Annotated in this window: 23 protein-coding genes; 21 read left to right on the top strand and 2 right to left on the bottom strand. The window is 37.9% G+C overall.

Translation table 11 applies throughout. The features are described 5' to 3' along the window. Positions 1 to 145 precede the first annotated feature (145 nt). Positions 146 to 1612, top strand: coding sequence for a protein adenylyltransferase SelO (locus BALCAV_RS01025; protein WP_003324472.1), 1467 nt, complete (start codon positions 146 to 148; stop codon positions 1610 to 1612). A 371-nt stretch (positions 1613 to 1983) separates the two neighbouring features. On the opposite strand, the gene hmpA is transcribed toward BALCAV_RS01025, so the two are convergent. Further along, positions 1984 to 3195: an NO-inducible flavohemoprotein gene (hmpA, locus tag BALCAV_RS01020; protein WP_003322867.1), complete on the bottom strand. Its 1212-nt coding sequence runs from the start codon at positions 3193 to 3195 to the stop codon at positions 1984 to 1986. 191 nt (positions 3196 to 3386) lie between these two features. Here hmpA and BALCAV_RS01015 point away from each other — a divergent pair, with 191 nt between their 5' ends. Continuing rightward, positions 3387 to 3842, top strand: coding sequence for an RrF2 family transcriptional regulator (locus tag BALCAV_RS01015; RefSeq protein ID WP_003322866.1), 456 nt, complete (start codon positions 3387 to 3389; stop codon positions 3840 to 3842). Positions 3843 to 4046: 204 nt separating this feature from the next. Here the strand turns inward: BALCAV_RS01015 and BALCAV_RS01010 are convergent, their stop codons facing one another. Next, positions 4047 to 5720 carry a methyl-accepting chemotaxis protein gene (locus BALCAV_RS01010; RefSeq protein WP_003322865.1) on the bottom strand — a complete coding sequence of 558 codons (1674 nt, stop codon included), beginning with the start codon at positions 5718 to 5720 and terminating at the stop codon, positions 4047 to 4049. Between the two features lie 378 nt (positions 5721 to 6098). On the opposite strand from BALCAV_RS01010, the gene BALCAV_RS01005 reads away from it, so the two are divergent. The 19 genes from BALCAV_RS01005 (at position 6099) to BALCAV_RS00915 (ending at position 25548) form a co-directional block, all read left to right on the top strand. Then, complete coding sequence (locus BALCAV_RS01005; protein ID WP_003322864.1) at positions 6099 to 7139, top strand: LacI family DNA-binding transcriptional regulator; 1041 nt, start codon at positions 6099 to 6101, stop codon at positions 7137 to 7139. Positions 7140 to 7267: 128 nt separating this feature from the next. Next, on the top strand, positions 7268 to 8416 hold the full coding sequence (locus BALCAV_RS01000) for a Gfo/Idh/MocA family protein (protein WP_003322863.1): 1149 nt from the start codon (positions 7268 to 7270) through the stop codon (positions 8414 to 8416). A gap of 166 nt (positions 8417 to 8582) precedes the next feature. Further along, positions 8583 to 9830 carry an ABC transporter substrate-binding protein gene (locus tag BALCAV_RS00995; RefSeq protein ID WP_003322862.1) on the top strand — a complete coding sequence of 416 codons (1248 nt, stop codon included), beginning with the start codon at positions 8583 to 8585 and terminating at the stop codon, positions 9828 to 9830. Between the two features lie 85 nt (positions 9831 to 9915). Then, the gene (locus BALCAV_RS00990; RefSeq protein ID WP_003322860.1) at positions 9916 to 10845 is read left to right on the top strand and encodes a carbohydrate ABC transporter permease; all 930 of its coding nucleotides are present in this window, start codon (positions 9916 to 9918) and stop codon (positions 10843 to 10845) included. A gap of 10 nt (positions 10846 to 10855) precedes the next feature. After that, positions 10856 to 11677: a carbohydrate ABC transporter permease gene (locus tag BALCAV_RS00985; RefSeq protein WP_003322859.1), complete on the top strand. Its 822-nt coding sequence runs from the start codon at positions 10856 to 10858 to the stop codon at positions 11675 to 11677. A 171-nt stretch (positions 11678 to 11848) separates the two neighbouring features. Continuing rightward, positions 11849 to 12580, top strand: coding sequence for a GntR family transcriptional regulator (locus tag BALCAV_RS00980; protein ID WP_003322858.1), 732 nt, complete (start codon positions 11849 to 11851; stop codon positions 12578 to 12580). A 93-nt stretch (positions 12581 to 12673) separates the two neighbouring features. After that, positions 12674 to 13570 carry a class II fructose-1,6-bisphosphate aldolase gene (gene fba / locus BALCAV_RS00975; protein ID WP_003322857.1) on the top strand — a complete coding sequence of 299 codons (897 nt, stop codon included), beginning with the start codon at positions 12674 to 12676 and terminating at the stop codon, positions 13568 to 13570. Next, positions 13533 to 14465, top strand: coding sequence for a 1-phosphofructokinase (gene pfkB, locus BALCAV_RS00970; RefSeq protein WP_003322856.1), 933 nt, complete (start codon positions 13533 to 13535; stop codon positions 14463 to 14465). The genes fba and pfkB overlap by 38 nt, the downstream gene beginning before the upstream one ends. Positions 14466 to 14490: 25 nt before the next feature. Then, positions 14491 to 15510, top strand: coding sequence for an SIS domain-containing protein (locus BALCAV_RS00965; RefSeq protein ID WP_003322855.1), 1020 nt, complete (start codon positions 14491 to 14493; stop codon positions 15508 to 15510). Positions 15511 to 15536: 26 nt separating this feature from the next. Then, positions 15537 to 16424 carry an ROK family protein gene (locus BALCAV_RS00960; protein ID WP_040323296.1) on the top strand — a complete coding sequence of 296 codons (888 nt, stop codon included), beginning with the start codon at positions 15537 to 15539 and terminating at the stop codon, positions 16422 to 16424. A 456-nt stretch (positions 16425 to 16880) separates the two neighbouring features. After that, complete coding sequence (locus BALCAV_RS00955) at positions 16881 to 17570, top strand: HAD family hydrolase (protein ID WP_003322853.1); 690 nt, start codon at positions 16881 to 16883, stop codon at positions 17568 to 17570. Between the two features lie 377 nt (positions 17571 to 17947). Then, the gene (locus BALCAV_RS00950) at positions 17948 to 19618 is read left to right on the top strand and encodes a formate--tetrahydrofolate ligase (RefSeq protein WP_003322852.1); all 1671 of its coding nucleotides are present in this window, start codon (positions 17948 to 17950) and stop codon (positions 19616 to 19618) included. A gap of 69 nt (positions 19619 to 19687) precedes the next feature. After that, a complete protein-coding gene (locus tag BALCAV_RS00945; RefSeq protein ID WP_003322850.1) occupies positions 19688 to 20563 on the top strand; it encodes an SMP-30/gluconolactonase/LRE family protein in 876 nt (291 codons plus the stop codon). Between the two features lie 258 nt (positions 20564 to 20821). Then, a complete protein-coding gene (locus tag BALCAV_RS00940) occupies positions 20822 to 21535 on the top strand; it encodes a GntR family transcriptional regulator (RefSeq protein WP_003322849.1) in 714 nt (237 codons plus the stop codon). Positions 21536 to 21698: 163 nt separating this feature from the next. Beyond that, on the top strand, positions 21699 to 22124 hold the full coding sequence (phnG, locus tag BALCAV_RS00935; RefSeq protein ID WP_003322848.1) for a phosphonate C-P lyase system protein PhnG: 426 nt from the start codon (positions 21699 to 21701) through the stop codon (positions 22122 to 22124). A gap of 15 nt (positions 22125 to 22139) precedes the next feature. Beyond that, on the top strand, positions 22140 to 22757 hold the full coding sequence (gene phnH, locus BALCAV_RS00930) for a phosphonate C-P lyase system protein PhnH (RefSeq protein ID WP_003322847.1): 618 nt from the start codon (positions 22140 to 22142) through the stop codon (positions 22755 to 22757). Further along, positions 22745 to 23860 (top strand): carbon-phosphorus lyase complex subunit PhnI, encoded by a 1116-nt coding sequence (locus tag BALCAV_RS00925; RefSeq protein WP_003322846.1) that lies wholly within the window; start codon positions 22745 to 22747, stop codon positions 23858 to 23860. Before phnH ends, BALCAV_RS00925 begins: the two co-directional genes overlap by 13 nt. After that, positions 23850 to 24716 carry an alpha-D-ribose 1-methylphosphonate 5-phosphate C-P-lyase PhnJ gene (locus tag BALCAV_RS00920; RefSeq protein ID WP_003322845.1) on the top strand — a complete coding sequence of 289 codons (867 nt, stop codon included), beginning with the start codon at positions 23850 to 23852 and terminating at the stop codon, positions 24714 to 24716. The genes BALCAV_RS00925 and BALCAV_RS00920 overlap by 11 nt, the downstream gene beginning before the upstream one ends. Continuing rightward, positions 24709 to 25548 carry an ATP-binding cassette domain-containing protein gene (locus tag BALCAV_RS00915; protein ID WP_003322844.1) on the top strand — a complete coding sequence of 280 codons (840 nt, stop codon included), beginning with the start codon at positions 24709 to 24711 and terminating at the stop codon, positions 25546 to 25548. The genes BALCAV_RS00920 and BALCAV_RS00915 overlap by 8 nt, the downstream gene beginning before the upstream one ends. The last annotated feature ends 8 nt before the right edge of the window (positions 25549 to 25556 follow it).

Raw genomic sequence — 25556 nt, 5'->3', positions numbered from 1 at the left:
AATTTACTGATGAGTGAAGTTAGGGGGTTCTTTAGTTATTGATTTTAAGTGGCGAAGTTTGAGCTGATTTTATAAAGCACTTTTTTGTCTTCTTGATTAGAAAAAGTTACACTAAAGATAAGACAGATGATGAAAAGGTGAAACTATGTCAGTACATAATCATGAGAAAATGGGATGGAATTTGGACAATTCATATAGTCGTTTGCCTCATGCCTATTATAGTAATCAGAGTTTAAATCGTGTTAGTGAGCCTCGTTTAGTGATTTTCAATAAGAGACTAGCTCAAGACCTTGGTTTAAATGAAACAATATTGGCGGAAGAAGGCCTTAATATTTTGGCTGGAAATCTGGCTCCAGACGGGGCAAAACCATTGGCTCAAGCTTATGCGGGCCATCAGTTTGGTAACTTCACTATGCTCGGGGACGGACGTGCGGTATTGCTTGGGGAGCAAATGACGCCAAAAGGGGAGTGTTTTGACATTCAATTGAAAGGTTCAGGGCGAACGGTGTTTTCTCGTGGAGGTGATGGGCGAGCAGCCCTTGGACCGATGTTACGGGAATATATCATGAGTGAAGCGATGTTTGGTTTAGGAATTCCGACAACTCGTAGCTTAGCAGTTGTGACAACGGGTGAGCCTGTCTACAGAGAAACGACATTAGATGGGGCGGTTTTAACGAGAGTCGCCGCAAGTCATATTCGCGTTGGAACTTTTCAATATGCAGCTCAAATGGGCGAATTTGATCATCTAAAAGCACTCGCTGATTATACGATTCAAAGGCATTATCCAAAAGTAGCTGAAGCCAAATACCCTTATCTTTCTTTGTTAGAAAACGTGATCAAACATCAAGTAGAGTTAATCACTAAATGGCAACTCGTTGGCTTTATACATGGCGTAATGAACACTGATAATATGTCAATTAGTGGGGAAACGATTGATTATGGTCCGTGTGCTTTTATGGATACGTATGATCCGGCGACAGTCTTTAGTTCAATCGATCGACAGGGGCGATATGCTTACGGCAATCAGCCATATATAGCGGCATGGAATCTCGCTAGGTTTGCTGAGACGCTCATCCCATTACTTTCAGAAGACAAAGAACAAGCTTTAGAGTTGGCACAACAAGCGATTGAAAGCTTTGGGCCTTTATATGAGCAAGCCTATTTAGCTGGAATGGCTGAAAAATTAGGTATATTCCAAAAAGAGGAAAAGGATGAAGAGTTAGTCAAAACATTGCTAAAGTTAATGGAACAACATAAGGTCGATTATACAAACACGTTTAGGGCTCTAACTCTAGAGCAATATGAACAAAGTGACTTTTATCAGTCATCAGAATTTAAAGAATGGCAAAGGCAATGGCAAGTAAGATTAGATAATCAAAAAGAAAGCAAACAAGAAGCCAAACTATTGATGAAATCAAAAAATCCAGCGATTATTCCGCGGAATCACCGAGTCGAGGAAGCACTAGAAGCTGCTGTGATGGATGAAGATTTTACGGTGATGGAAAAGCTGCTAGAAGTTCTATCTGATCCTTTTGCTTATTCGGATAAGCAGAATGAATTCACAAAGTTACCTAAGAATGATGAAGGCTATCAAACATATTGTGGGACGTGATTGGATAAAAGTTATTTAGAAGAAAGATTAAACACAGGGAAAAATCAAGAAAAGAAGCCAGTGATATAACTAGCTATAGAAAGTGGAAAGTAAGTTCAAAGAATATATTTTAATTGTTTTTGGTTTCTCTATTTCTCTGTTTTGAATTTAGTTACTTTACGCTATGACCTTCATTAACCTGTGCCCTAGTGGACGAAAACATGCGGAGCATGATTTTTGGGAGCGGTGAGTAGAACTCCATTCATCGCCACCCACTTCCGTTTCAATAAATATAATGAAAGCCGGTGACATTTTAACGAGTAGAATGTCACCGGCTTTTCATATCAGAGAAGGATTTTATCCCTACCTCTTTGATTAAGCTATTAACTTTTTTATAGTTTCATCGCTGGTCCAAAAAATTCATAATGAATTTGGTTATCTGTGATGCCCCACTCTTTTAAAGATTCGTTAATCACTTTCATAAATGGAACGGGACCACAGAAATAGAAGTCAGCCTCTTTATCTTCAATAATGGACTGTAACCAAGCTAAATCAATGAATCCCTCTTTTTGAAAGTTTTGTTGCTCGTAGTCGGACTCTGTTGGTGATTGATAACAAACATAGGATTTAACGTTTGGATGTTCAGTTGAAACCTGCTTAACTTGGTTGTGTAAGGCATGAGTCTCACCGTTCATGGTTGCATGAATAAAGGTGACCTCTCGGTTAGGTTGTTGCTGTACACTTGTTAATAACATGCTCATCATCGGAGTTAATCCAACCCCACCACTTATTAGAACGACAGGTCGATCACCTGCTGGGTCTAGTACAAAATCACCAGCAGGAGCACTGAGTTCGAGGGTATCTCCTTCTTGAATTTCTTCGTGTAAATAATTGGATACTATACCATTTGGTTTGTCTTTTTCATTTTCGCGCTTGACACTAATACGATAATAATCTTTTCCAGCGGCATCCGATAAGCTGTATTGGCGGATATGAGTATATTCTTCTCCAGCAATACGGACTCTGACACTCACATATTGTCCTGGAAGGAAAGAAGGAATAGGCTGGCCATCTTCTGATTTTAGATAGAAGGAGGTGATCATGCTGCTCTCTTTAACTTTTTTAGATACGGTAAAATGACGGAAATCCTTCCAGCCGCCTTGTTGGTGCTCGGCTTCCTCATACATTTCTGCTTCAATGCTAATAAAGGCATCGGCAATGACACCATATGCTTCTCCCCAAGCTTGCAAGATTTCATCAGTAGCAGCCTCTCCAAGTACGTCTTTAATTGCTAAAAGAAGATGCTCTCCAACAATAGGGTAGTGTTCTGCTTTCACTCCTAAACTGCGATGTTTGTGAGCGATTTGTTTTACAACTGGGATAATGTTTTCTAATTGGTCGATATGAAGGGCAGCGGCATAAACGACATTTGCTAAAGCGGCTTGTTGTCGACCTTTCTTTTGATTAATATGGTTAAAAATATTAAGTAGTTCTGGGTGGTTTTGAAACATAAGCTTGTAAAAACGTGTGGTAATTTTTTCACCATGTATTTCTAAAACAGGGACAGTAGATTTAATAATGGCGATCGTTTTTGAATTTAGCATGTTTGGTCACGCTCCTAAATTATGATTTAAAATAATCTTCTCTTTATTAATATCAGCTTAATTAAATAAAAGATATATTTTAAATACATCTTTAAATTTTTGACACATTTGTGTTCACAAAATTGTACGAAAAGAATTCTGACAGGGGTTATGATAAAATGAAATAAATAATTGAGAAATGAGGGGAAGTCATGCGGTTAACGAACTACACAGACTACTCTTTACGTGTGTTGATTTATCTTGCTATCAATAAACAAGAGCATTTAGTTAAAATTCAAGAAATTGCTGATACGTATCATATATCGAAAAATCATCTTATGAAGGTCGTCCATCAATTAGGGAAAATTGGGTATCTTGAGAATGTTCGTGGGAGAAATGGTGGACTAAAATTAGCTAAGTTGCCAATAGATATTAATATTGGAGAAGTCGTTAGGCAAACGGAAGATGATTTCCATATGGTAGAATGTTTTGACCCGAATAAGAATGCTTGTGCTCTAGCACCAGCCTGTACATTAAAAGGAGTATTAAAACAAGCAACTCAAGCCTATTTAAACGTTTTGTATGAATATACATTAGAGGATTTAATTCATAACTCGGATTCATTGAGAGAATTATTAAATCAACATTCATATAAAGTAGGTGAATGAAGTTGAAGGAATTAGTAGGAAACTGTCATAGCTGTCAAAAGGAAATTTATTGTCTAGATGGATTTCTAAACGGAGTTGTCATTGATGAGGTTTTATATTGTTTTTTATGCGAGAAATGAAAGAAGTTAGTTTGTTAGAAAGCTAGAACAGAAAAAGCCGCTGCTCATATGCAGCAGCAGGCCTCCCCGAATTTCAGATCAATAGTTAATTAAAATTTCCCTTATATCTCGCTGTCACGCCAGAAATGGAGTCCGATTGTTTATTTAGCTTCAAACCGATTTCATTCGTTCTGGTCATAAGTAGTATTTGATTTTCACTCACAGCAAGCATTTCTTCTGTACTTGCTAACGTTTCTTGGGAGACGGAAGAAAAATTCTCTGCTTCTTGCTCAAGTTGAGGGAGGATTTGCTCGAAATCATTTAATTCTTTTTGTACGATATGTAAGCCCTCACTTACTTTTTGGATCCCTAGCATTAGTTCATCAATTGAGCTTTTTGAATTAGTGACCACTACTAGATTTGCTTGAATTTTAGCTAAAAGCTGTTCGAATTCAGAGGCAGCATTGATAGAGATTTGTTCCATATTATGAATCGTGAAGGAGATTTCTTTTGTAGCATTTGTCGATTGTTCGGCTAGTTTGCGAATTTCTTTGGCAACTACAGCAAAGCCCCGTCCTTCAGCACCAGCACGAGCGGCTTCAATTGAGGCATTTAAAGCTAACAATTTTGTTTGTTCAGTAATACCAGTGACTAAGCTAATTAGATTAGTAATGGAGAGAGAGTTCTCTTTAACTTGTTTGATTATGGTTGAAAATGTCGTAAACTCCTCGCCAAATTGATTCATAAAAGTAATTAATTCTTTTATGTTATTCTCACCTGTTTTTGCTGAGTGATTCATTTGCTCGGAGCTTGTTGTAACATTTTCCATCCACTCGGATATTTCGTCCATTTTGATTTTCATTTGATTGAAACTCTGGACATTTTGAGTAGAACTACTAGCCGTTTGTTCTGCACCAATTTGAACAAGATTAATAGCAGAAATTAACTGTTGGCTAGAGGAAAGAGCTTCACTTGATGATTGTTTTAGTTCTACTCCACTCGTTTCGAGTTCTTTTGTTGTACCATGTAATTCCTCAATCATCTGTTGCATTTGACTAATCATTTCGTTATAACTTTTATGTAAGGAGTTTATTTCGGGAATCGATGTATTAAGTGATTGTAATTGATATAAACGACCTTCTCTTGCATCCTTCATTGTCTGCCGTAAAGTAGTAAGAGGATTTACGATCGTTCTTACAAAAAAGTAAATGAAAATAGAAGCGATAATGATACTAATAACTGTTACAAGAAAGGTAAATTGAGCCATTCCATAAACAGGAGTCATATAAGAATTAGTGGCTGTCAATAAAACATAGATCCCGTTGATTTCCTGCATTTCACGAAAGGCTATCGTATAATCTTTTCCATTGATCGATTCATGGATTAACCCATTTTTCGATTGAATCATTGTATCTTTAAGTGGAGCTGGAAGTGATGGAATTACACCATCACTTATCTTAAAAGGAATAATTTCTTGATCAACGATGTACAGAAAATCAGTCTCTAATCCATCTGAATTAAGTGTCTCCTTTTGGTTACGGACATTTATTTCAAGTTGTTGCATAAAGTATTCTTCGTCGCTAATATAAACAAATTTTAAATTTTCTGCTATGTAATTCATCATGTCCGTTTCTCGAATTAACCGATTCTCAATCATTTCAGTTGTGAGCTTACTAGCTTTGGAATAAGAACTAATTCCAACAGCACTTATGGAAATAATTAATAATGAGGTAAATAAAATAAAAAGCCTTGTCTTTAGTTTGGATGTAGACCATTTCATGCTGAATCATTCCTCCTGATACTATATGCCTATACAGATCTTACAGGAGCATTGTAAATGAAATGTAAGGATCGGGTGAAGAAATTATTAATTTTTTCCTTTTGCATAAAGTTGTCCATGCAAAATAAAAAATTCCTTGTGAAAGAAATGATAATTAGAGGATATTTGGGGTTGATTTACAGACGTGAATCTAATAAAAAATGCTCACTAAAAGATATGACCATAAATTAAATTTAAAATGATGGTTGACAGCTTGAATGTTTTGATTTTATACTTTGAATTATCAGAATATTAATCTATTAAAAAAGGAGGGTGGCTAGTTACACTGAATACAAACATGAAGCTACAGATCAATTGTGGTTAGTGAGGTAAGAAGAATTGGCTAGATTAAAAGATATTGCAGAGCATGTCGGCGTCTCAATTTCAACGGTTTCTCGAGTGATTAAAAATGATACATCACGTAATGTCCACCAAGAAACACGGAGGAAAATTTGGGAAGCGGTTAAAGAGTTAGGGTATGTACCAAATGAAAATGCAAGAAGTTTAGTAAGTAATGTGCTTAGCAAAAATTCGAAGCGTACTCACAAAGTAGGTTGGGTCGCCAATCTTAAAAGTGCTGAAGTTAATCCGTATTTTTCTAATATTTATGGTGGGGTCTATAATGCTCTTACGGAGGCTGGTTATACATTTGTAAACGTTTACAAAGAAGAGCTTCAGAATGAGACAACTCTTGTGAAAACGATCCATGAGTCAGGAATTGAAGGGTTAATTTTAGTCGAACAATTAGATGATGAGACTTTGAATTATATTACTAAATATGTACCTGTAGTAGGAATAGACTTTTTTTATACAGATAAGGATATGTCAGTCATTGATTATGACCGAATTTCAGCTGTCAAAAAAGCTGTTCAGTATTTAGTTGCTAAAGGTCACACCGAGATTGGGTTTATCGGTGGAGGAATAGGTGAAAATTATAAAGATTTTCAAGCGGAAAAAAGATATCGAGGCTATCGATATGCAATGGAAGAAGCGGGTCTTCTAATCAATCCTAAATGGGTAGTGAATACATGCTGGAAACTAGATAGCAGTTACGAAGGGATGAACAAGATTATTGCAAATGGTGGTCATACAAACCTTCCAAGTGCAATGGTTTGTGCTAGTGACTTGCTAGCGATTGCCGCAATGAGAGCGGTAGTAGCCCATAAATTAAGTGTGCCAGATGATATAGCGTTTATTGGGATCGATAATATTGAGCTATCAAAGTATTCAAATCCACCATTAACAACTATTGCTATTCCACAAACCGAATTAGGTGAAATGGCTGCGAAAACATTAATTGACCATATTGAAAAAAGAACGGTTATTCAAGTGAAAATTCAATTGCCGAACCAATTAATTATTAGGGATTCAACGAATTAGGTAAAATTTTTTTAATCTATTGGAAAACGTTTGGCTTATTATCGGAAAAACGAAAACGAAGAAGAATCCTTATTTAGAAAAACAGAATGATATATTTAGCACAGGAATTGATATAAGGAGTCGATGAAATGAAACAATTACGAATCGGTATTATTGGAGCTGGTTTACGTAGTGGGATTGCGAAATACTGGCATAATCCAAAGGGAAAGTCAGTGGTTGTCGCTGTAGCGGATAAGTCGCAAGAACGTTTGGATCAATTTGGAGAAATGATTAAGCAGGAAGTTTTTGTAACGACGGATTATAAGGAATTGCTTCAACATCCTGAGGTGGATGCAGTAGCTGTTTTATCACCTGATTATTTACATGAAGAGCATGTGATTGAAGCATTGAGGATGGGGAAGCATGTGTATTGTGAAAAGCCTCTTGCTATTACAGTTGAGGGCTGTGATCGAATTATAGCGGAACAGAAAAAGTCAGGGAAGCATTTAATGGTCGGGTTTAATATGCGTTATATGCCAATGTATCAGACAATGAAGGAAATTATTGACTCGGGTGTAATAGGAGAGTTAAAGACGGTTTGGGTAAGACACTTTGTTGGTTTAGGTGGTTATTATTACTATCATGACTGGCATGGGGCGTCTGAAAATACGACCTCATTATTATTACAAAAAGGCTCTCATGATCTCGATGTCATTCATTGGATTACGGGACAGTATACGAAAAAAGTAACCGCGTTTGGCGGGTTAGATTATTTCGGTGGGGAGCAACCAAATGACTTAACATGTCCAACCTGTGACATTCAAGACACCTGTCCAGAGGCAAGTCTGCATACATTAACACAATGTGCTTTTCGCAAGGAAATTGATGTTGAGGATAATAACATGGTGATGATGGAACTTGAGAATGGAATTAAAGCTTCTTATCTCCAATGTCATTTTACGCCAGATTATCAAAGAAATTATACGTTTATTGGAACGAAAGGAAGAATTGAAAATTCAGAGCTTGAGAAAAAAGTGTACGTCAAAACGCGGAAATCTAATTCTTGGCATGAATTTAGTGATATTACTTATGAAATGAAGGAAACGACAGGTAGCCACGGCGGAGCCGACCCAAAAATCTGTAGTGACTTTGTTGAATTAGTCCTTCATAATAAACAGCCTTTGACAACTCCATTTGCGGGAAGAATGAGCGTTGCAGTTGGATGTGCGGCGACAGAATCAATTCGAGCAGGTGGAAAAGTAATGGAAGTCAGTCAAGAATTAAGCCATATAAGTTGAGAAGGAAAGTATCGCTCAAAGTAGCTGATATTTTTTTAAATAAACTTGTACCAACAACCTATCAACCTGTTGGCGGTTCTTTATTAAATATAAATAGCTTAGTTTATCATGCCTATGTTTTGTGAGTATTAGAATTAAAAATCATTTTACTGGAGGAGAAGATCAAATGAAAAAAGTGTTAATAATGGTTGCTGCTTTAATGTTGCTTGTTGCTTGTTCAAATAGTGCGGGTGGAGATGAAAAAGTGACGTTGTCGTATATGGTTTGGGATTTGGATCAAATGCCAGCACTTGAACAAATTGTGGAAGAATTTAATGAAGAACATCCAAACATCACGATTAATATTGAGAACACTCCTTTTGCTCAATATTGGGATAACCTTGAAATTGCAGGGACTGGGCAATCGTTACCTGATATTTTTTGGATGAATGGACCGAATATTAGATTATTTGCTGAGAGTGATATGTTACTCAATTTGGATGAATACGTGGCAAAGGATGGTTACGATTTTTCAAACTATCCTGAGACATTAACTAATTTATATAGTGCAGGTGGAAGCCAGTATGGGATACCAAAAGATTATGACACGATTGGATTATGGTATAACCGTGAGCTGTTTGATGAGGCAGGAGTCGAATATCCAGATGATACGTGGACATGGGATGATTTAATTACAGCAGCAAAAGAAATAACAGATACGGACAATCGTGTATATGGAATTGCAGCACATTTAAATTCTCAATCAGGTTTTTATAATACGATTCATCAAGCGGGTGGTTATATCATTGATTTAGAAACAAATTCAGCTGGTCATAACACACCAGAAGCGGTCGCAGGTATTAAATTTTGGACGGATTTAATTCATGAGTATGAAGTATCGCCAACGATTCAACAAATGACAGATACACCTGCATCAAGTATGTTCGAGTCGGGGAATGTCGCGATGTTTGTATCAGGTTCATGGTTTGCACCTGTTTTCTCCAATAATGAATTTATTAAGGATAAAGTCGATGTGGCCCCATTACCAATGGGAGAAAAAAGATCATCGACGATTCACGGACTTGGAAATGTAATTGCTAGTCATACCGATCATCCTGAGGCGGCCTGGGAGTTCTTGAAATTTTTAGGTTCGGAAAGAGCGGCTGAAATCCAAGCAGAGACAGGAACGGTTATCCCAGCGTATACGGGGACTGAGCAAAAATGGGTCGATTCATTACCGAATTTTAATGCCCAAGCCTTTATTGACCAAGTGGAATATGCGGATCCATTGCCGAACTCATTGCACACGAGGACTTGGCAGCAAGTGGAAACGGATTATTTAAACCGAGTGTGGGCAGGGGAAGTGACATATGAAGAAATTGCTGATGAACTCGCTGAAAAAATTGAAGAGATTTTAGAAAACGAATCGAATTAATGCATGTGAGCAGGGGGAAGCGTGGACAAGGCATTTCCCTCCCCCCTCCATTTTGGCTTATTCAAATTGAATGAGGAGAGATAGTATGTTGAATACGAAAACCGTCTCGCAAAATAAGTTGAGTCTGAAGTTAACTCCTATGAAAAAACAAGATTATATGTGGGCTTACCTATTTATTGCACCGTGTTTTCTAGGACTGTTCATCTTCAATATTGGCCCGATCTTTTATACCATTTACTTGTCTTTTACAGAGTATGGTTCTTTTGGTCAAGTGTCATGGATAGGATTAGAAAATTATGTGCGTTTATTTCAAGATCCAAATGTTTGGATGGCTTTGAAGAATACTTTTATCTTTACGGCTATCGCTGTACCAACGAGTGTTTTTTTCTCAACGGTTGTCGCTGTTTTACTCAATCAAAAAATTCGTGGCGTAACGATGTACCGGACGCTTTATTTTCTACCTGTTATTACAATGCCAGCAGCTGTCGGGATGGTTTGGAAATGGTTATACAATGGAGATTATGGCTTAATTAATCATGTTCTTGGCTTTTTTGGGATTCAAGGGCCTTATTGGCTAGTCGATAGTAGTTTTGCTCTTTATGCGGTTATCGTTGTCGCGATTTGGTCAACGATTGGTTATAACATGATTATTATTTTAGCTGGTTTACAAAATATATCACCCTCCTATTATGAAGCCGCTGAAATTGATGGAGCTGGACCCTTTGCCAAATTTGCGAAAATTACGGTGCCTCTCCTGACGCCGACTTTGTTTTTTGTCAGTGTGATTTCGATTATTAGTACATTACAGACATTTGAGCTTATTTACATGATGGTTGGCATAGATAGTCCGGTTGCTTTTGACACGCAAACCCTTGTGTATTTGTTTTATCGTGAAGCTTTTATTAACCATGATTTAAGTTATGGAGCGACAATTTCGATTAATTTATTTGTCATTATTTTAGTCGCAACTATTTTTCAATTCTATTTCCAAAAGAAATGGGTTCACTACAACTAAGGAGGGTATCATGAAGCTAAAATCAAATCGTGCGTTAATCATCCATCTGATCCTATCCATTGGTGCGGTGTTAATGATTATCCCATTTATTTGGATGGTCTTAACTTCTTTAAAAACGATGGGGGAGGTAACACAAGTGCCTCCTACTATAATTCCGAATGAATGGAACTGGGCTTCTTATGTTCGAGTTTTTGATTATATGCCATTTTTACAGTTTTATTGGAATACGATCATGATGACTGTAGGTCGAACGGTCGGGCAGCTGATTATTTGTTCATTTGCCGCCTATGCATTTGCCAGAATTGTTTTTCCCGGAAGGAACGTTTTATTTATTATTACCCTATCCGTTTTAATGGTTCCACTTCAGGCTTATGCGATTCCGCAATATTTAATTATGGTAGAGTTAAACTGGTTAAATACTTTACAAGCTTTAATAGTTCCAGGTTTATTTAGTGCTTTTGGGGTTTTCCTTTTGCGTCAATTCTTTATGGGATTGCCAAAAGAGTTAGATGAGGCAGCAAGGATTGATGGCTGTAATCATTTCCAAATCTTTTTCTTTATCTTATTGCCATTAACAAAACCAGCGTTGATTTCACTCGCTATTTTTACGATGCTTTGGTCTTGGAATGATTTATTATGGCCATTAATTGTTAATAGTTCACAAGCTAAATTGCCACTTTCTGCAGGGTTAGTTGCGATTCAAGGACAATACTCAACGAATTTCCCTGTTTTAATGGCAGGGTCATTATTGGCAATTTGGCCAATGGTTCTTATTTTTATCTTCTTACAACGTTACTTTATCGAAGGAATTACGATGGGCAGTTCAAAATAGCCAAATTGATAGACAGAACCAAAAGGATAAAGTGAATAGGTGTAAGCTGGTTGGGTTGACGTGTTAACAGGGGAGGGGTATAATCAATTCAATTAATTAACTAACAATTATTACTATTCAATCGATTTTTTTGAGAAGTGATTGAATGTAAGTGAGAGGAAGAACTTTGTTATGCCAGGGTTACAACATGATAGTTTGATCCCCCTTTACCATCAATTAAAAGAAGTGTTAATTTCGACGATTAGTGAAGGGGATTGGAAGCCGGGGGATAAAATTGCGTCAGAAAATCAACTAATGGAGCAATATGGCATTAGTCGAAATACAGTTAAAAAAGCGATAGAAGATTTAGTGAAAGAGGGCGTGCTTTACCGAGTTCAAGGAAAAGGAACGTATGTAGCTAAACAGAAACTAGAGCAACCTTTAACCGGTTTTTATAGCTTTAGTAAGGTTCTGAAAGAAAAAGGGATGAACCCTTCTGATATTATTGTTGAGGTAAAGGAAGTTGAGCCATGCAAGGAAGTACAGCAGGCTTTAGTTTTAGAGAAAAAGGAGAAAGTTATTGTATTAAAACGAATTCGATGTGCGAACGATGAACCAATCATATTGGAAGAATCGTTTTTACCGAAGAAAGTGGTCGATGATATCGAGCGTTTAAAAGAGGTTGGAACTGTATCCTTATATGATTTATTAGAAAGAGAATTTCAAGTGTTTGTGACAAGGGCGAAAGAAGCATTCGAGCCGATCTTATTAGAGGAAGAAGCTAGTCAGTTACTTCAAACTGAGAAAGGTTTTCCAGCACTATTACTAGAGCGAACGGCCTATGATTTAAATGGTGTCCCTATTGAATTTTGCCGTTCTATCGTACGTGGAGACCGTTGTCGATTTTACACAGAATTAATTTAGAAGAAAAATCATAGACCTGTATGTAAAAAGTCTATGATTTTTTCTAAGATTAACTTGTACCAACAACCCATTAACGGATGAGGAGTGAATGATGTGTCATTAGTTTCTACTAAACAATTATTAGAGGATGCTTATCAAAATCATTATGCGATTGGGGCTTTTGGAGCTCATAATTTAGAGATCATGAAGGCCATTATTGCTGGAGCCGAGGAGATGGGTTCGCCCGTTATTTTACAAACAACACCAGGCACAATTAAATATGTCGGGATTGAGTATATGAAAGCAATGGCTGAATCAGCGGCTAAACAAGCCAAGGTTCCTGTTGCCTTACATTTAGATCATGGTGATTCCTTTGATATCGTTATGAAATGTTTAAGAGCGGGCTATACGTCGGTGATGATAGACGGTTCTCACTTAGCTTTGGAGGATAATATCGCACTCGTTAAAAAGGTGACAGAAGTTGCTCATTTGCTTGATGTGCCAGTTGAAGCAGAGCTTGGCACAATTGGTGGTGTAGAGGACGATTTAGTTGTAAATGAAGAGGAAGTCGTTTATACCGATCCAAAAATGGCTGAATTTTTTGTTAAGCAAACCGGTATTGACTCATTTGCTCCTGCCTTTGGAACGGCTCATGGCATGTATAAAAAGGAGCCAAACTTACAATTTGATTTATTAAAGGAAATCAACGAACGAGTTGCTTGTCCTATTGTGATGCACGGTGCTTCTGGTATTGCTGATGATGCCGTACAAAAGGCATTGGATTACGGGGTTTCAAAGGTGAATTTTTCAACCGAATTAAAGCTTATTTATGCGAAAGAGCTCCGTCAATATTTTTCCGAACATTCAGAGGAGGATGATCCGAGAAAATATTTTGTCCCAGGCACTGAAGCAGTAAAAGCACTCGTGAAGGAAAAGATAACCGTTCTTCAATCTAAATCAAAGGGTCTTCGTTATGATTACAACAATCACACTCAATCTAGCATTAGATAAAACGTATTTTCTGTCGAATTTTCAAAAAGGGAAAACGAATCGAATTAAGCAAGTACATGAAGAACCTGGTGGCAAAGGAATTAATGTCGCTAAAGTTTTGCAAGCTCTTGGGTATGAAGTAAAAGTGTCAGGTTTTAGTGGTGGATTTAATGGCTTAAAAGTGCAGAAATTATTAAATGAAAGGTCAATTCCACACCGATTTATTCAAATAGAAGACGAGTCGAGAGAATGTCTCAACATAATGGCTGATGGAAATGGTCAAGAGACAGAATTATTGGAACAGGGGCCGACTGTTCATCAAGCGAAATGGGGAGAGCTTTGTCAGCTTGTCCACCAATTAGCGAGTCAAAGTGAGTTCGTTGTGTTATCGGGGAGTTTACCAAAAGGAGTTCCTATCAATGCCTATGGACAATTAATCAAGATCATTGATCACGCGAAGGCGAAAGCGATATTGGATACGAGTGGCGAACCTTTTCAAGCCGCACTTAGTGAAAAGCCCTTTTTGATTAAACCAAATGAGCCTGAATTAATGAACTGGTTAGGAAAAGAAAAGTTGTCTAGACAAGAGATGATAAGGGCAGCGGAGAAACTACTTGACCTAGGAATTCCACATGTTTGTCTTTCGTTAGGGGCAAACGGTGCTCTCTACATTGGTGAAGAAGGTCAATACAGCCTGACGCCACCATTACTAGAGGTGAAAAATACAGTAGGCAGTGGAGATGCAATGGTCGCTGGGTTAACAGCAGGCTTTCTCTCGAATCTATCGATTGAACAAACGTTGAAATTAGGGGTTGCTTGCGGAATGTCTAATGCTCTTCATTTATATGCAGGATGTATTAAGACATCAGATATTAAGAGCTTTCAAGCCGAGATAAAAATAGAAAAGTTATCATGAATTCATTTGGAGAGGATGAAGAAATATGTATACGTACCAAGAGATTAGTGAACAGGCAAATAAAATGAAGGACACGTACGAGATTATAAATAAGCAAAAGTTTAAAAAAGAGAGTGTCGATATGCATTATTTCATTGGATGTGGCACGTCCTTTTATCTAGCGATTTCAGCTGCGAAATACTTCCAAAGCGTCACAGGACAATTTGCATCGGCCGTACCTGCATCTGAAATCTTTTTGAATCCTGACGTTTATTTTACCGAAAATAAAACGTATAAAGTAGTCGTTATTTCTCGCTCCGGAACAACGAGTGAGGCAGTAGCTGCATTGAAGTTTATTAATAAAAAAACGAATACTAGTTCATTTGCGGTTACTTGTTTTGAAGAGAGTCCTTTGGCTGAATTAGCAGATGAAGTTATTGCTTTAGAACATATTAATGAAAAAAGTGTTGTCATGACGCAATCTTTTACAAATATGTTATACGCCCTGCAATTATATACAACTAAACTAATGGATGCAAAAGAGGATTGGACAGAATTGAAGGAGATCCCCCGATTAGTCGGGGACTTATTATTAATGCAAGATTCAGTCAAGAGGTTTGCGGCTGAGTTAACATATCGACGATTTATTTATTTAGGGGCTAGCTACTACAATGGGTTAGCGAAGGAAGTAACGTTGAAATTAAAAGAAATGACACAAACAGAATGTGAGAGTTATTCCAATCTCGAGTTTCGTCATGGACCGATTTCAATTGTTGACGACAGAACGGTCGTTGTAGTGATGTCACAAAAGCAAACAGAAGATTTAGATCAAGATTTAGTGAAAGATATTCAAAGGTTAGGAGGAAAAGTACTTGCACTTGGACCTTATTCAGAAACATTTGAAGCTGACTATACCTTAACAATAGGTCAGGAAATCTCAGACCGAAATCGACTTGTTTTATATGTGCCACTATTACAATATTTAGCGTATTATCGAGCTTTGCGATTAGGCTATGATCCAGACAAACCAAAAAACTTATCACAAGTAGTCGAATTAAACCTCTAATGTAAGGAGGATAAGCCGTGAATTATATGTTAACAGCTGATGTTGGGGGAACAAAAATCGCAACTGCCTTACTGAATGAAGCTGGAGTCATCTATGCACAAAAGACCCTTCCTAGTAGGACAGAGAGTGCCGAGACGATGTATGAACAACTTTTATTAGCGTTTCAATATGTACTGAATGAGGCGGGTGTGAGGGAAAAAGAGGTTCAATTCATTGGAGTTGGGCTTCCAGGTAAAGTAGACATAATGAAAGGTATGGCCATTTATCAAAATAATTTACCTTGGCGGGACTTTCCACTCGTTTCAAGGTTACAAAACAATTTTCCGACAGCTGAAATTATGATTGATAATGATGTCTATATGGCGGCAAAAGGAGAATGGCTCGCTCATCAATTACAAAATGAGTTAATGGCCTTCGTAACGATTAGTACAGGGATTTCCGCTTGTTTTATTCAAAAAGGCGAAGTAATTCGTGGAGCCGGAATGGCTGGAGAAATTGGGCTTACTTATGTTGGCCGTGATGAGAAAGAAACGTTAGAAGAAAAGGCTTCAGGAACATCACTTACTAAAAAATGCGTTAATCGATTGAACTTACAATCAAAAGATGCGGTCATACAATTAATGGACCGATTTGTGCAGGGTGACCCTTTGGCTCAAGAGATAGTCACTCAAATGACTCAAGATATAGCAAAAGGGCTGCATCAAATCTTTTGTGTACTCGATCCCGACATCATCGTACTAGGAGGCGGAGTAGTCAATCATCAACCATGGCTGCTAGATTTAATCAAAAAAGAGCTGAAGAAGCTTGTTGTAAACCCAGTTCAGAGTGGGATTGAAAAGCGACTAAGAGTAAGTAAGCTAAAAGCAGAAGCGGGTCTTTTCGGAGCTGCGATTGCAGCAAATGCGATGAAATAAGGTACTAATTATAGAAGGTTTTATCAATTATACATTAATAGTACCCCTACATGTAGAAATGGAAGAGCGTAGGCTTTTGTTCTTACTTTCTATTTGAAGGGGTTTTTCTATGTAAGATGCAAAAGTTCTATTAAATAGTAAATGTGTTAACGGTAATAAAAAGGAGTCTAAAATAAAAGAGTAGAATGAGAGTTGTCTTATAAAAGGTCACTCTCTTTTTTAATTAATCTAATGAATGTAAGGATCTTTACCCTTTTTTTACAGGATATCGATTAAAGAAAAGCGAATATAAGGTAAAAGCCAAAATGGGCCTTTTTTAAGAGAAAGAGATGATAAAACCTTATTACGATTTCTTTTTTACATAATGGTTTATATAAGGTCACGCTCCTTTTGATACTCGCAATAAATCAACCAATCATTGTAGCCATTTTTGGAAATATGGAAGGAGATAGGCTTATGTCAATAAAAGCAATTTTTTTAGATTTTTATGGAACTGTTGTCCATGATGTCGGGGAAGTGATTTATGAGGTTAGTTTAGAAATTCAAGCAGCCTCCCCATTAAAAGACATAAGTATTAATGAAATTGCTACATACTGGTGGAATCAATTTTATCATTTATTCACAAAAAGCTATGGGGCCAATTTCTTGTCACAACGACAGGTCGAAATTATTTCTATCCAAAAAACGTTGACCCATTTTCAAGCTTCTTTAGATGCACTCATTCTAAGTGAAAAAATGTTTGACCAATGGAAGCGTCCAGCTATTTATGCTGATGCCATTTCCTTTTTTGCGATAGTGGATGTACCCGTCTATATTCTCGCTAATGTTGATCGTGAGGAGCTTATGGAAGCACTCGAGTATCATGAAATAGAAGTGAATGGAGTGATTACAAGTGAGGATGTTCGCTCTTATAAGCCGAGACCGGATATGTTTAAGGAAGCTTTAAGGTTAGGGGAAGTGAAGGCGGAGGAAGTTTTGCATGTGGGAGATTCATTAACACAGGATGTTCTCGGAGTCCAAAAGCTAGGGATAAAAAGTGTTTGGGTAAATCGAAACAATCAAATGTCACTAAATGAAATTGAACCCGACTTTATGGTAAATGATTTGACCGATGTCATTAATTTATTGAATAGGGTGAATGTTTAATAAGGAAAAGGGGTTCATTTTGAAAAGGAGTTCAAAATGACTTCTTTTTTTGTTAATAAAAAGGTTTTTTCTAGCTTGTGATTCCTAAAGCAATGGAATTAGGGGGCCAAAGGGAATCAAAGGGAGTCAATGATTCCAAAAGTGAGAGAATCAGGGGGTGCAAAGGGAAATCAAAGGCTGTCGATATTATTCTAAGATAAAAACTTCCCTCATCCACCCCTTCATTTTTTGGTATAGTAAGGGTAGGAATAATTTTAGATGGGAAGAGGGGAAATAGAGCGGCAAATATGATTGAGGATGAAATGGTTACATAGTGGAATTTTACTTTTATATGACTTGAGGCAATCGAAAACTATTTTTACATACTTGGAGGAACTATGAAAACAGACGTTCAAATTGCACAAGAGGCGAAGATGCTTCCAATTAGTGAAATGGCAAAATATTTGGAGATTAAAGAAGAAGAGTTAGAGTTATATGGTAAATATAAAGCAAAGGTTTCATTAGATGTATTATCAAGATTAGAAGACAAACCGGATGGAAAGTTAATTCTTGTGACAGCGATTAACCCTACACCAGCAGGGGAAGGGAAAACAACTGTTAATGTTGGACTTTCTATGGGATTAAATAAAATTGGCAAGAAAACGATTACCGCTTTAAGAGAACCATCACTTGGTCCAGTCTTTGGGATAAAAGGTGGAGCAGCGGGTGGAGGGTATTCACAAGTTGTGCCAATGGAAGATATTAATCTTCATTTTACTGGAGATTTTCATGCCATTACCTCAGCTCATAATTTACTTGCTGCCTTACTTGATAACCATATCCATCAAGGGAATGCCTTACATATTGATCCGAAGAAAGTTATTTGGAAACGAGTTATGGACATGAATGATCGGGCACTTCGTAATGTAGTGATTGGATTAGGAGGAAAATATGATGGTGTGATGAGGGAAAGTGGCTTTGATATTACAGTCGCTTCTGAAATTATGGCGATCCTCTGTCTTTCTTCAAGCTTGACAGATTTAAAGGAGCGTCTGTCTAGAATGGTTGTTGCCTATACTTACGAGGGCAAGGTCATTACGGCTGAAGAACTGGGGGCAACAGGAGCAATGGCATTATTATTAAAAGATGCGATTATGCCTAACTTAGTTCAGACGATTGAAAATACACCTGCATTTATACATGGTGGGCCTTTTGCGAATATCGCTCATGGCTGTAACTCTGTAATGGCGACAAAAATTGGTTTAAAATTAGCTGATTATGTTGTAACTGAAGCAGGTTTTGGAGCCGATTTAGGAGCGGAGAAGTTTTTTGATATTAAAAGTAGATATGCTAATTTACAGCCAAGTGCGACAGTCATCGTGGCGACCATTCGAGCGTTAAAAATGAATGGGGGAGTCGCAAAAGCAGAACTCGCTCATGAGAATTTAGCAGCACTAGACGCTGGAATCGTGAATCTAGAAAGACACTTAGAAAACCTAGCGAAATTTGGTGTGCCGACAGTAGTTGCGATTAATCAATTTCCAACAGATACTGAATTAGAAATTGAACGCCTAAAAGAGAGATGTGCGGCTAAAGGAGTTGACGTCATTCTCACCGATGTATTTAGGAAAGGTGGAGAAGGAGCGGTCGATTTAGCTCATAAGGTCGTCGAAATCTGTGAAACGAAAACGTCCACTTATGCACCTCTTTATGATGTAGATAATTCAATTGAAGAAAAGATCAAGACGATAGCAACTGAGATTTATCGAGCTGAGCAGGTGGAGTACACACCGGCTGCAAGAAAACAAATCACGGAAATTGTCGCCCTTGGCTTAGATAAATTACCGATATGTATGGCGAAAACACAATATTCTTTCTCTGATAATCCAACTTTGCTCGGAGCTCCTACTGGATTTACCTTAACAGTAAGAGAGTTAAAAGTTTCAGCAGGTGCCGGTTTCATTGTCGCTTTAACAGGTTCGATAATGACAATGCCAGGCCTTCCGAAAACTCCAGCAGCTAATGGTATGGATATTAATGAGAACCGTGAAATAATCGGATTATCTTAAGGTTAAGGATTCACTCAGTTATTGGACTTGCTTACCCCAAACCAAAAACGCCAAAAGGAGAGGATAATAATGAAAGCTCAATTACTTTGGGAACATACTGGAGAACTTTTAGAAGGTCCGGTATGGGATGAGGAGTCAAAGCAATTGGTGTTTGTTGATATTAAACAACAACAATTATTATTTTTAGAGCCGGAAACTAGGCTAACAAGAAAAGTTCATTTTTCACATCCTGTTACGAGTGTAGGAAAAATAAATGGACAAGAATGGCTTATCTCGACTGGAAATGAGCTCGTTATTTTTGATGCAGAACGAAAGCAGTCGAGAAAAATAGCGGCTATTCCGGCAAAAAAGTGGATGCGTTTTAATGATGGGAAATGTGATCCTTTTGGCAGGTATTGGATTGGTTCAATGTGCGAAGGGAATGAAACTGAAGTCGCTTCTCTTTATGTTTTGAATGATAAGGCTCACCTAATTGAGGCAAGAGATGGCATGACGATTTCTAATGGACTTGCGTGGAATGAAGAGCTATCGCTGATGTATTTTATTGATACGCCCACTCAGAAAGTATTTGCCCAAACTTTCAATCAGGAGACTATCTCATTACGCGAGGCAGAGCCAGTAATCGATCTATCATCTGAAAAGGGTTATCCAGATGGAATGACCATTGATGAAAGCGGAAATTTGTGGATTGCGATGTGGGGTGGTGGAGTGGTACTCTGTGTCAATCCTCAAAAAGGGGAGATTATCGATCGGATAGAGGTAGAAGCAGACCATGTAACGAGTTGTACGTTTGGGGGACAGAATTACGATACCCTATTTATCACAACGGCTCGTACAGGTTTAAGTGAAGAGAAATTGGCTATAAAGCCTTTAGCCGGTTCGGTTTTTACATGTGAACTACCTGTAAAAGGGAAACCACTCAACAAAGTTACTCTTGGAGTTTGATTTTACTTGAACATTATCTTAGCAATAAAAAGACGAAGCGTCAGGGGAGTTCTTCTGATGGCTTCGTTTTTTGCTTTGAGAATAAGAGAGGAACGTTGTTGAAAAGGAAATGGACGGTGTTGTTGTGTAAGAAAAACTGAGAAGGACTGGCCATCTCCCTCCCCCACTTTAAATCCAACTATCGACTTTCCATTATTGGTTTCTAGTTCTACAATAACGATATAGGACTCTTCTATTTGAGAGGGTGGAATGTATTGTATGAAGTCAAATAAGGAAAGTTTAATTATTGATGAGATAAACAATATGATTGTGACAAAAGAAGTTCTTCCTTTGGACAAGTTGCCTTCTGAAAATGAACTTGCTGAGCGATTTGGTGTGCCGCGTTTGACGGTTCGACATGCCTTAAATCAATTAGAAGTTCGTGGGCAAATCTTTGCAAAGAAAGGGAAAGGCCGGTATGTAAGGGAGCCGGCTTCCTTGATTCATTTGCATTTAACGGGGGAAGAAAGTTTTTCCGATAAGATGCATCAAGCAGGGTATTTGTTACGAACAGAAAATCTTATTTTTCAAAAGATGGAATATGATAAGGCACTGTACCAAGAACTGGAGATTCAAAAAGAAAATGCATGTTATGAGGTGGCAAGAGTTCGTTATATTGATGAACAGCCATTAGCCATTCATCGGTCATATGTCAGTGATGTTTTGTTTCCTTTTATTGAAAAGGATGGACCGAAAATTACGTCAATGTTTTCTTATTATCGCCAATTTGGATATACACATTTTACAAGTAATAAATCGTTATTAAGCATCGTTTATCCAACCGCTGCTGAACAAGAGCTTCTGAACATGCCGAGTATGATTCCGCTCATTTTATTAGAAAGCAATACGATCGATGAGCAAACAGGAAAATTACTGGAATATACAAAAATCTCCTATCGAAGTGATAAATTCAAATATAAAATTTCAAACTAATCATGTAACAAAGTCATCCATAGAGGGTGGCTTTTTTTGATGGAATTCACAGAAATTAAATATCGTTAATACTAGGTCCATAAAGTTTACGGAATGTTATCAAACCCTTAACGTACATAAGCCTGGCGCCAAGTTATGATTGATTTAACAGGAGGGGGTAAACATGAAAAGACGAAGAAGGACAAAAATCTTCATAGAAGGTGAACCGATATTAGCGAGAGAAATGGCTCAGGAACTTACAGACAAGTATGAATGGCAACAGATAGTCGAGCCGAGAATTGGATTGACGATGATGAAGATGAGAGAAACGGCTCAAAAATCTCTTTTCTATTTAGGGGAGGTTTTAATGACTGAGGCTAAAGTGGAGGTTCAAGGGACTATTGGCATTGGCTTAGTCATGGGGGATAGGAAAGGGTTGGCCCAACAATTAGCGATTATTGATGCTGCTTATGTTTTAGATCTGCCAGAGACAAAGAATTGGAACGATAAACTTTTACTCGAGGAAAAGAAAATAGAAAAGGATCGAGCAAGTATGCAGCAGCAATTATTTGATACAAAAGTAAATTTTGAAGCGATGGATATTGATTAATGGAGGTGCCTTACTATGAGACAAATCGATGAGGTACATGATTTACAAAGGGTGTTTAGAGAGATCCTTAAAGGAATGTCGCGTCCTGGAACGATCACAAATGTGCTACAAGATGACTCTAACTCTGATCAACATCAAGAGCAATATCCGTGCGCATTACCTATGTGGTTAACGTTATTAACCTTATTAGATTCAGAAGTTTGTTATTCGGTTTTGGCTGATAATGTGGAGGAAATAAAAAATAAAATTTCCGCTTATACGTTAGCAAAGTTTACAGATGTTAAACAGGCAGACTTTATTATTGTCTTAAAAGAAAGTGATGAGGTTGATGTAAAACAAGCCTTACAACAATGTAAAATCGGAACGTTAGTTGATCCCCAGCAGGCAGCGACTTGGATTTTTGAAGTAGAAGTTATTTCATCCGAGCCGCAACTTCAATTAAAAGGTCCAGGCATTAAAGCCGTTCAAAATCTTCAAGTAAAAGGTGTCACCAATATGTGGGGAGAGCGTTTGGAGAGAGTGAAGGAGTACCCACTAGGAATCGAGATGATTTTCGCTGCTCAAAATGGAGACCTCGTTTGTATTCCGAGAACGACAAAAGTAGAAAAGAAGGTGAGCGAATGGGTTATGTAGCAGTTAAAGGTGGAACGGATGCGATTGAAGCGTCGATTAAACGCTTAAAATATGAGCGATTAAAAGAAGAAGAGATGATTGAAGTTCAGACGATTTTAGCAACGATGAAGCCGTTAATTGACCAAATCATGTCGGAAAGTAGCTTATATTCACCCAAATTAACGGCTCTTGCGATTAAACAAGCAGAAGGAAGTATGGAAGAGGCGGTTTTTCTCATGAGAGCCCATCGTTCGACTTTGCTTCGTTTGTATTTTAGTGAAACGGTGGAGACAGAGGACATGTTTGTCAGGAGAAGGATCTCTGCTAGTTTCAAAGATATTCCTGGTGGACAATTGCTTGGGGCAACGAATGATTATACCCATCGACTTCTTAATTTTGACTTGTTAAAGGAAGATACGCTTAAAAATAGTGAGTGGTTAAAAGGATTTCTGGGGCAATGGGAAAACGCTCAAACTGCTGAAAAAGTCGAATATTTTCCAAAAGTGGTTGAGTACCTGAGGAGAGAAGGGTTGTTTCCGACATATGAAAAAAATAATGAGCCTCCTTTTGATATAACGAAACAAAGCCTTACATTCCCAGCACCAAGAAGTGCAAAGTTGCAAACTTTAACTCGTGGACAAACTGGGGCGGTGACATCATTAGGCTATGCTTCTTTACGGGGTTATGGTCAAGTTCACCCAAATGTAGGAGAGGTGAGGGTAGGAGAGGTTCCCATTTATATCTCACATCCACTTGAGGAGAGTAGAGACCCGGATGAAGATTACTACTTAGGGGAGGTGACGGTTACGGAGGTCGAGTCCTTTGTTCCTATCAAAGTGAAAAATAAAGCAAAACAAGAGGAACTGCAATTTGAAATAGGATATGGCATCTGTTTTGGTCAAAATGAGACAAAAGCAATCGCGATGAGTATTTTGGATCAGTGTTTAGAACATCCTGAAGTGACGTTTCCAACCCATGATGAGGAGTTTGTTTTGTTACACATTGATTCTGTTGAATCAACCGGATTTATTTCCCATTTAAAGCTTCCTCATTATGTCACTTTCCAATCTAAGTTAGATAGCTTACGAGAGATAAAAAAAGGAGGAAATGAGCGTGGAAACTAACCATCATTTTGCTTTTTTTGATGAAGGATCCAAAAAGGAGATTCGTAGAGCCTTATTAAAAGCTGTTGCGATTCCAGGCTATCAAGTTCCTTTTGCTTCTAGAGAAATGCCAATTGCTCGCGGCTGGGGAACAGGGGGTTTACAAATTACCCTTTCGATTATCGGGAAAAACGATACGTTAAAAGTGATTGATCAAGGAGCAGATGAGTCAGTTAATGCAATTAATATTAAAAAGCTTGTGCATGTAACGACTGGTGTCGAGATAACGGAGCATACAAATAAGGCTTCGATTATTCAATCAAGACATCGGATTCCGGAAGTGCCAATGACAGAGGAACAAATTCTCGTTTTACAAGTGCCTGCACCTGAGCCGTTACGAAACGTCGAAGCGAAGGAGCACCAAACGAAAATTCTTCATGCAGAAGAAGAATATAGTGGAGCTTGGCTCATGTTATTTGAACAAATTATGAAGTATGGAAGAACTTCGACAGGAGCGGATCATCCGGTTTATGTGAATAACCGTTATGTGATGGCACCAAGCCCGATTCCAAGATTTGATAACCCAAAGATGTATCAGTCGGAGGCACTTATTTTACTTGGAGCAGGAAGGGAGAAGAAAATTTATGCGGTCCCGCCGTATACGAATGTTCACTCCTTAGCATTTGAGGATTATCCATTTTCTGTGGAAACATTCCCAGGGAAATCATGCCGTTTATGTGGGGCAGAAGATGTTTTCTTAGACGAGTTACAAGATTCCGTTACGAATGAGACGATATACCAGTGTAATGATACGAGCTTTTGTTTAGAACGTTTAAACGATTCGGAAAAAGTGGAGGCGGAGGAAAACTATGTTTGAGAAGCCGAGCTTATCTGTACGGAATCTAGAAAAGCAATTTGGAGAAGGGTGTCCGAATTGTAACGATGCGAGCAATCGCTTTTTGGAAAAAAATTATTGTCCTGTTTGTGGAACAGTCTATGCTTGCCAAAATGTTTCCTTTGATTTGTATCCAGGCGAAATTCTTGGGGTAGTTGGGGAAAGTGGTAGTGGAAAGTCAACGATGATGCAATGTTTATATTTTGATTTAGAGGTTACAAGTGGAGAAGCTTATATACAAGTAGAGGAATGGCAAGCCAAAAATTTGTTTTCCTTATCATCTCAGCAAAAAAGGTTTATTCGAAATCATCATTATGGGATGGTTTATCAAAATCCGATTCGTGGGTTGAAAATGGATGTTTCCTCGATTGGAAACATTGCCGAAAAGTTAATCGCGGCAGGCAGTAGAAATGTGTCCGAAATGGAGAGGGTTGGTGGTGCCCTTTTAGAAAGTGTCCAAATCCCGCTTAACCGTAGAAAAGAAGAGCCAAGAAATTTTTCCGGAGGGATGCAACAACGTGTCCAAATCGCCAAAGCACTCTCGAATAACCCACCGGTTTTGTTTTTGGACGAAGTGACGACTGGACTTGATTTATCCGTTCAAGCAAATGTTTTGGATTTAATTAAGCAAATTCAAAGAGAATTAGGGATTAGTATGTTAGTCGTTTCTCACGATTTAGCGGTTATTAAAATGCTCGCCGACCGAACGATTGTGATGTTAAATGGAGCGATTATTGAAGAGGGCTTAACTGACCAAGTTTTAGAAGATCCACAACATTCTTATACTCAACAGCTTGTTTATTCTTTGTTATAAAAGGAGCG

This window comes from Alkalihalobacillus alcalophilus ATCC 27647 = CGMCC 1.3604 (assembly GCF_000292245.2).
Lineage (GTDB): Bacteria > Bacillota > Bacilli > Bacillales > Bacillaceae_D > Alkalihalobacillus > Alkalihalobacillus alcalophilus.
Note: the sequence above shows the minus strand (reverse complement) of the source record. Positions and strands in the feature narration are given on the sequence as shown.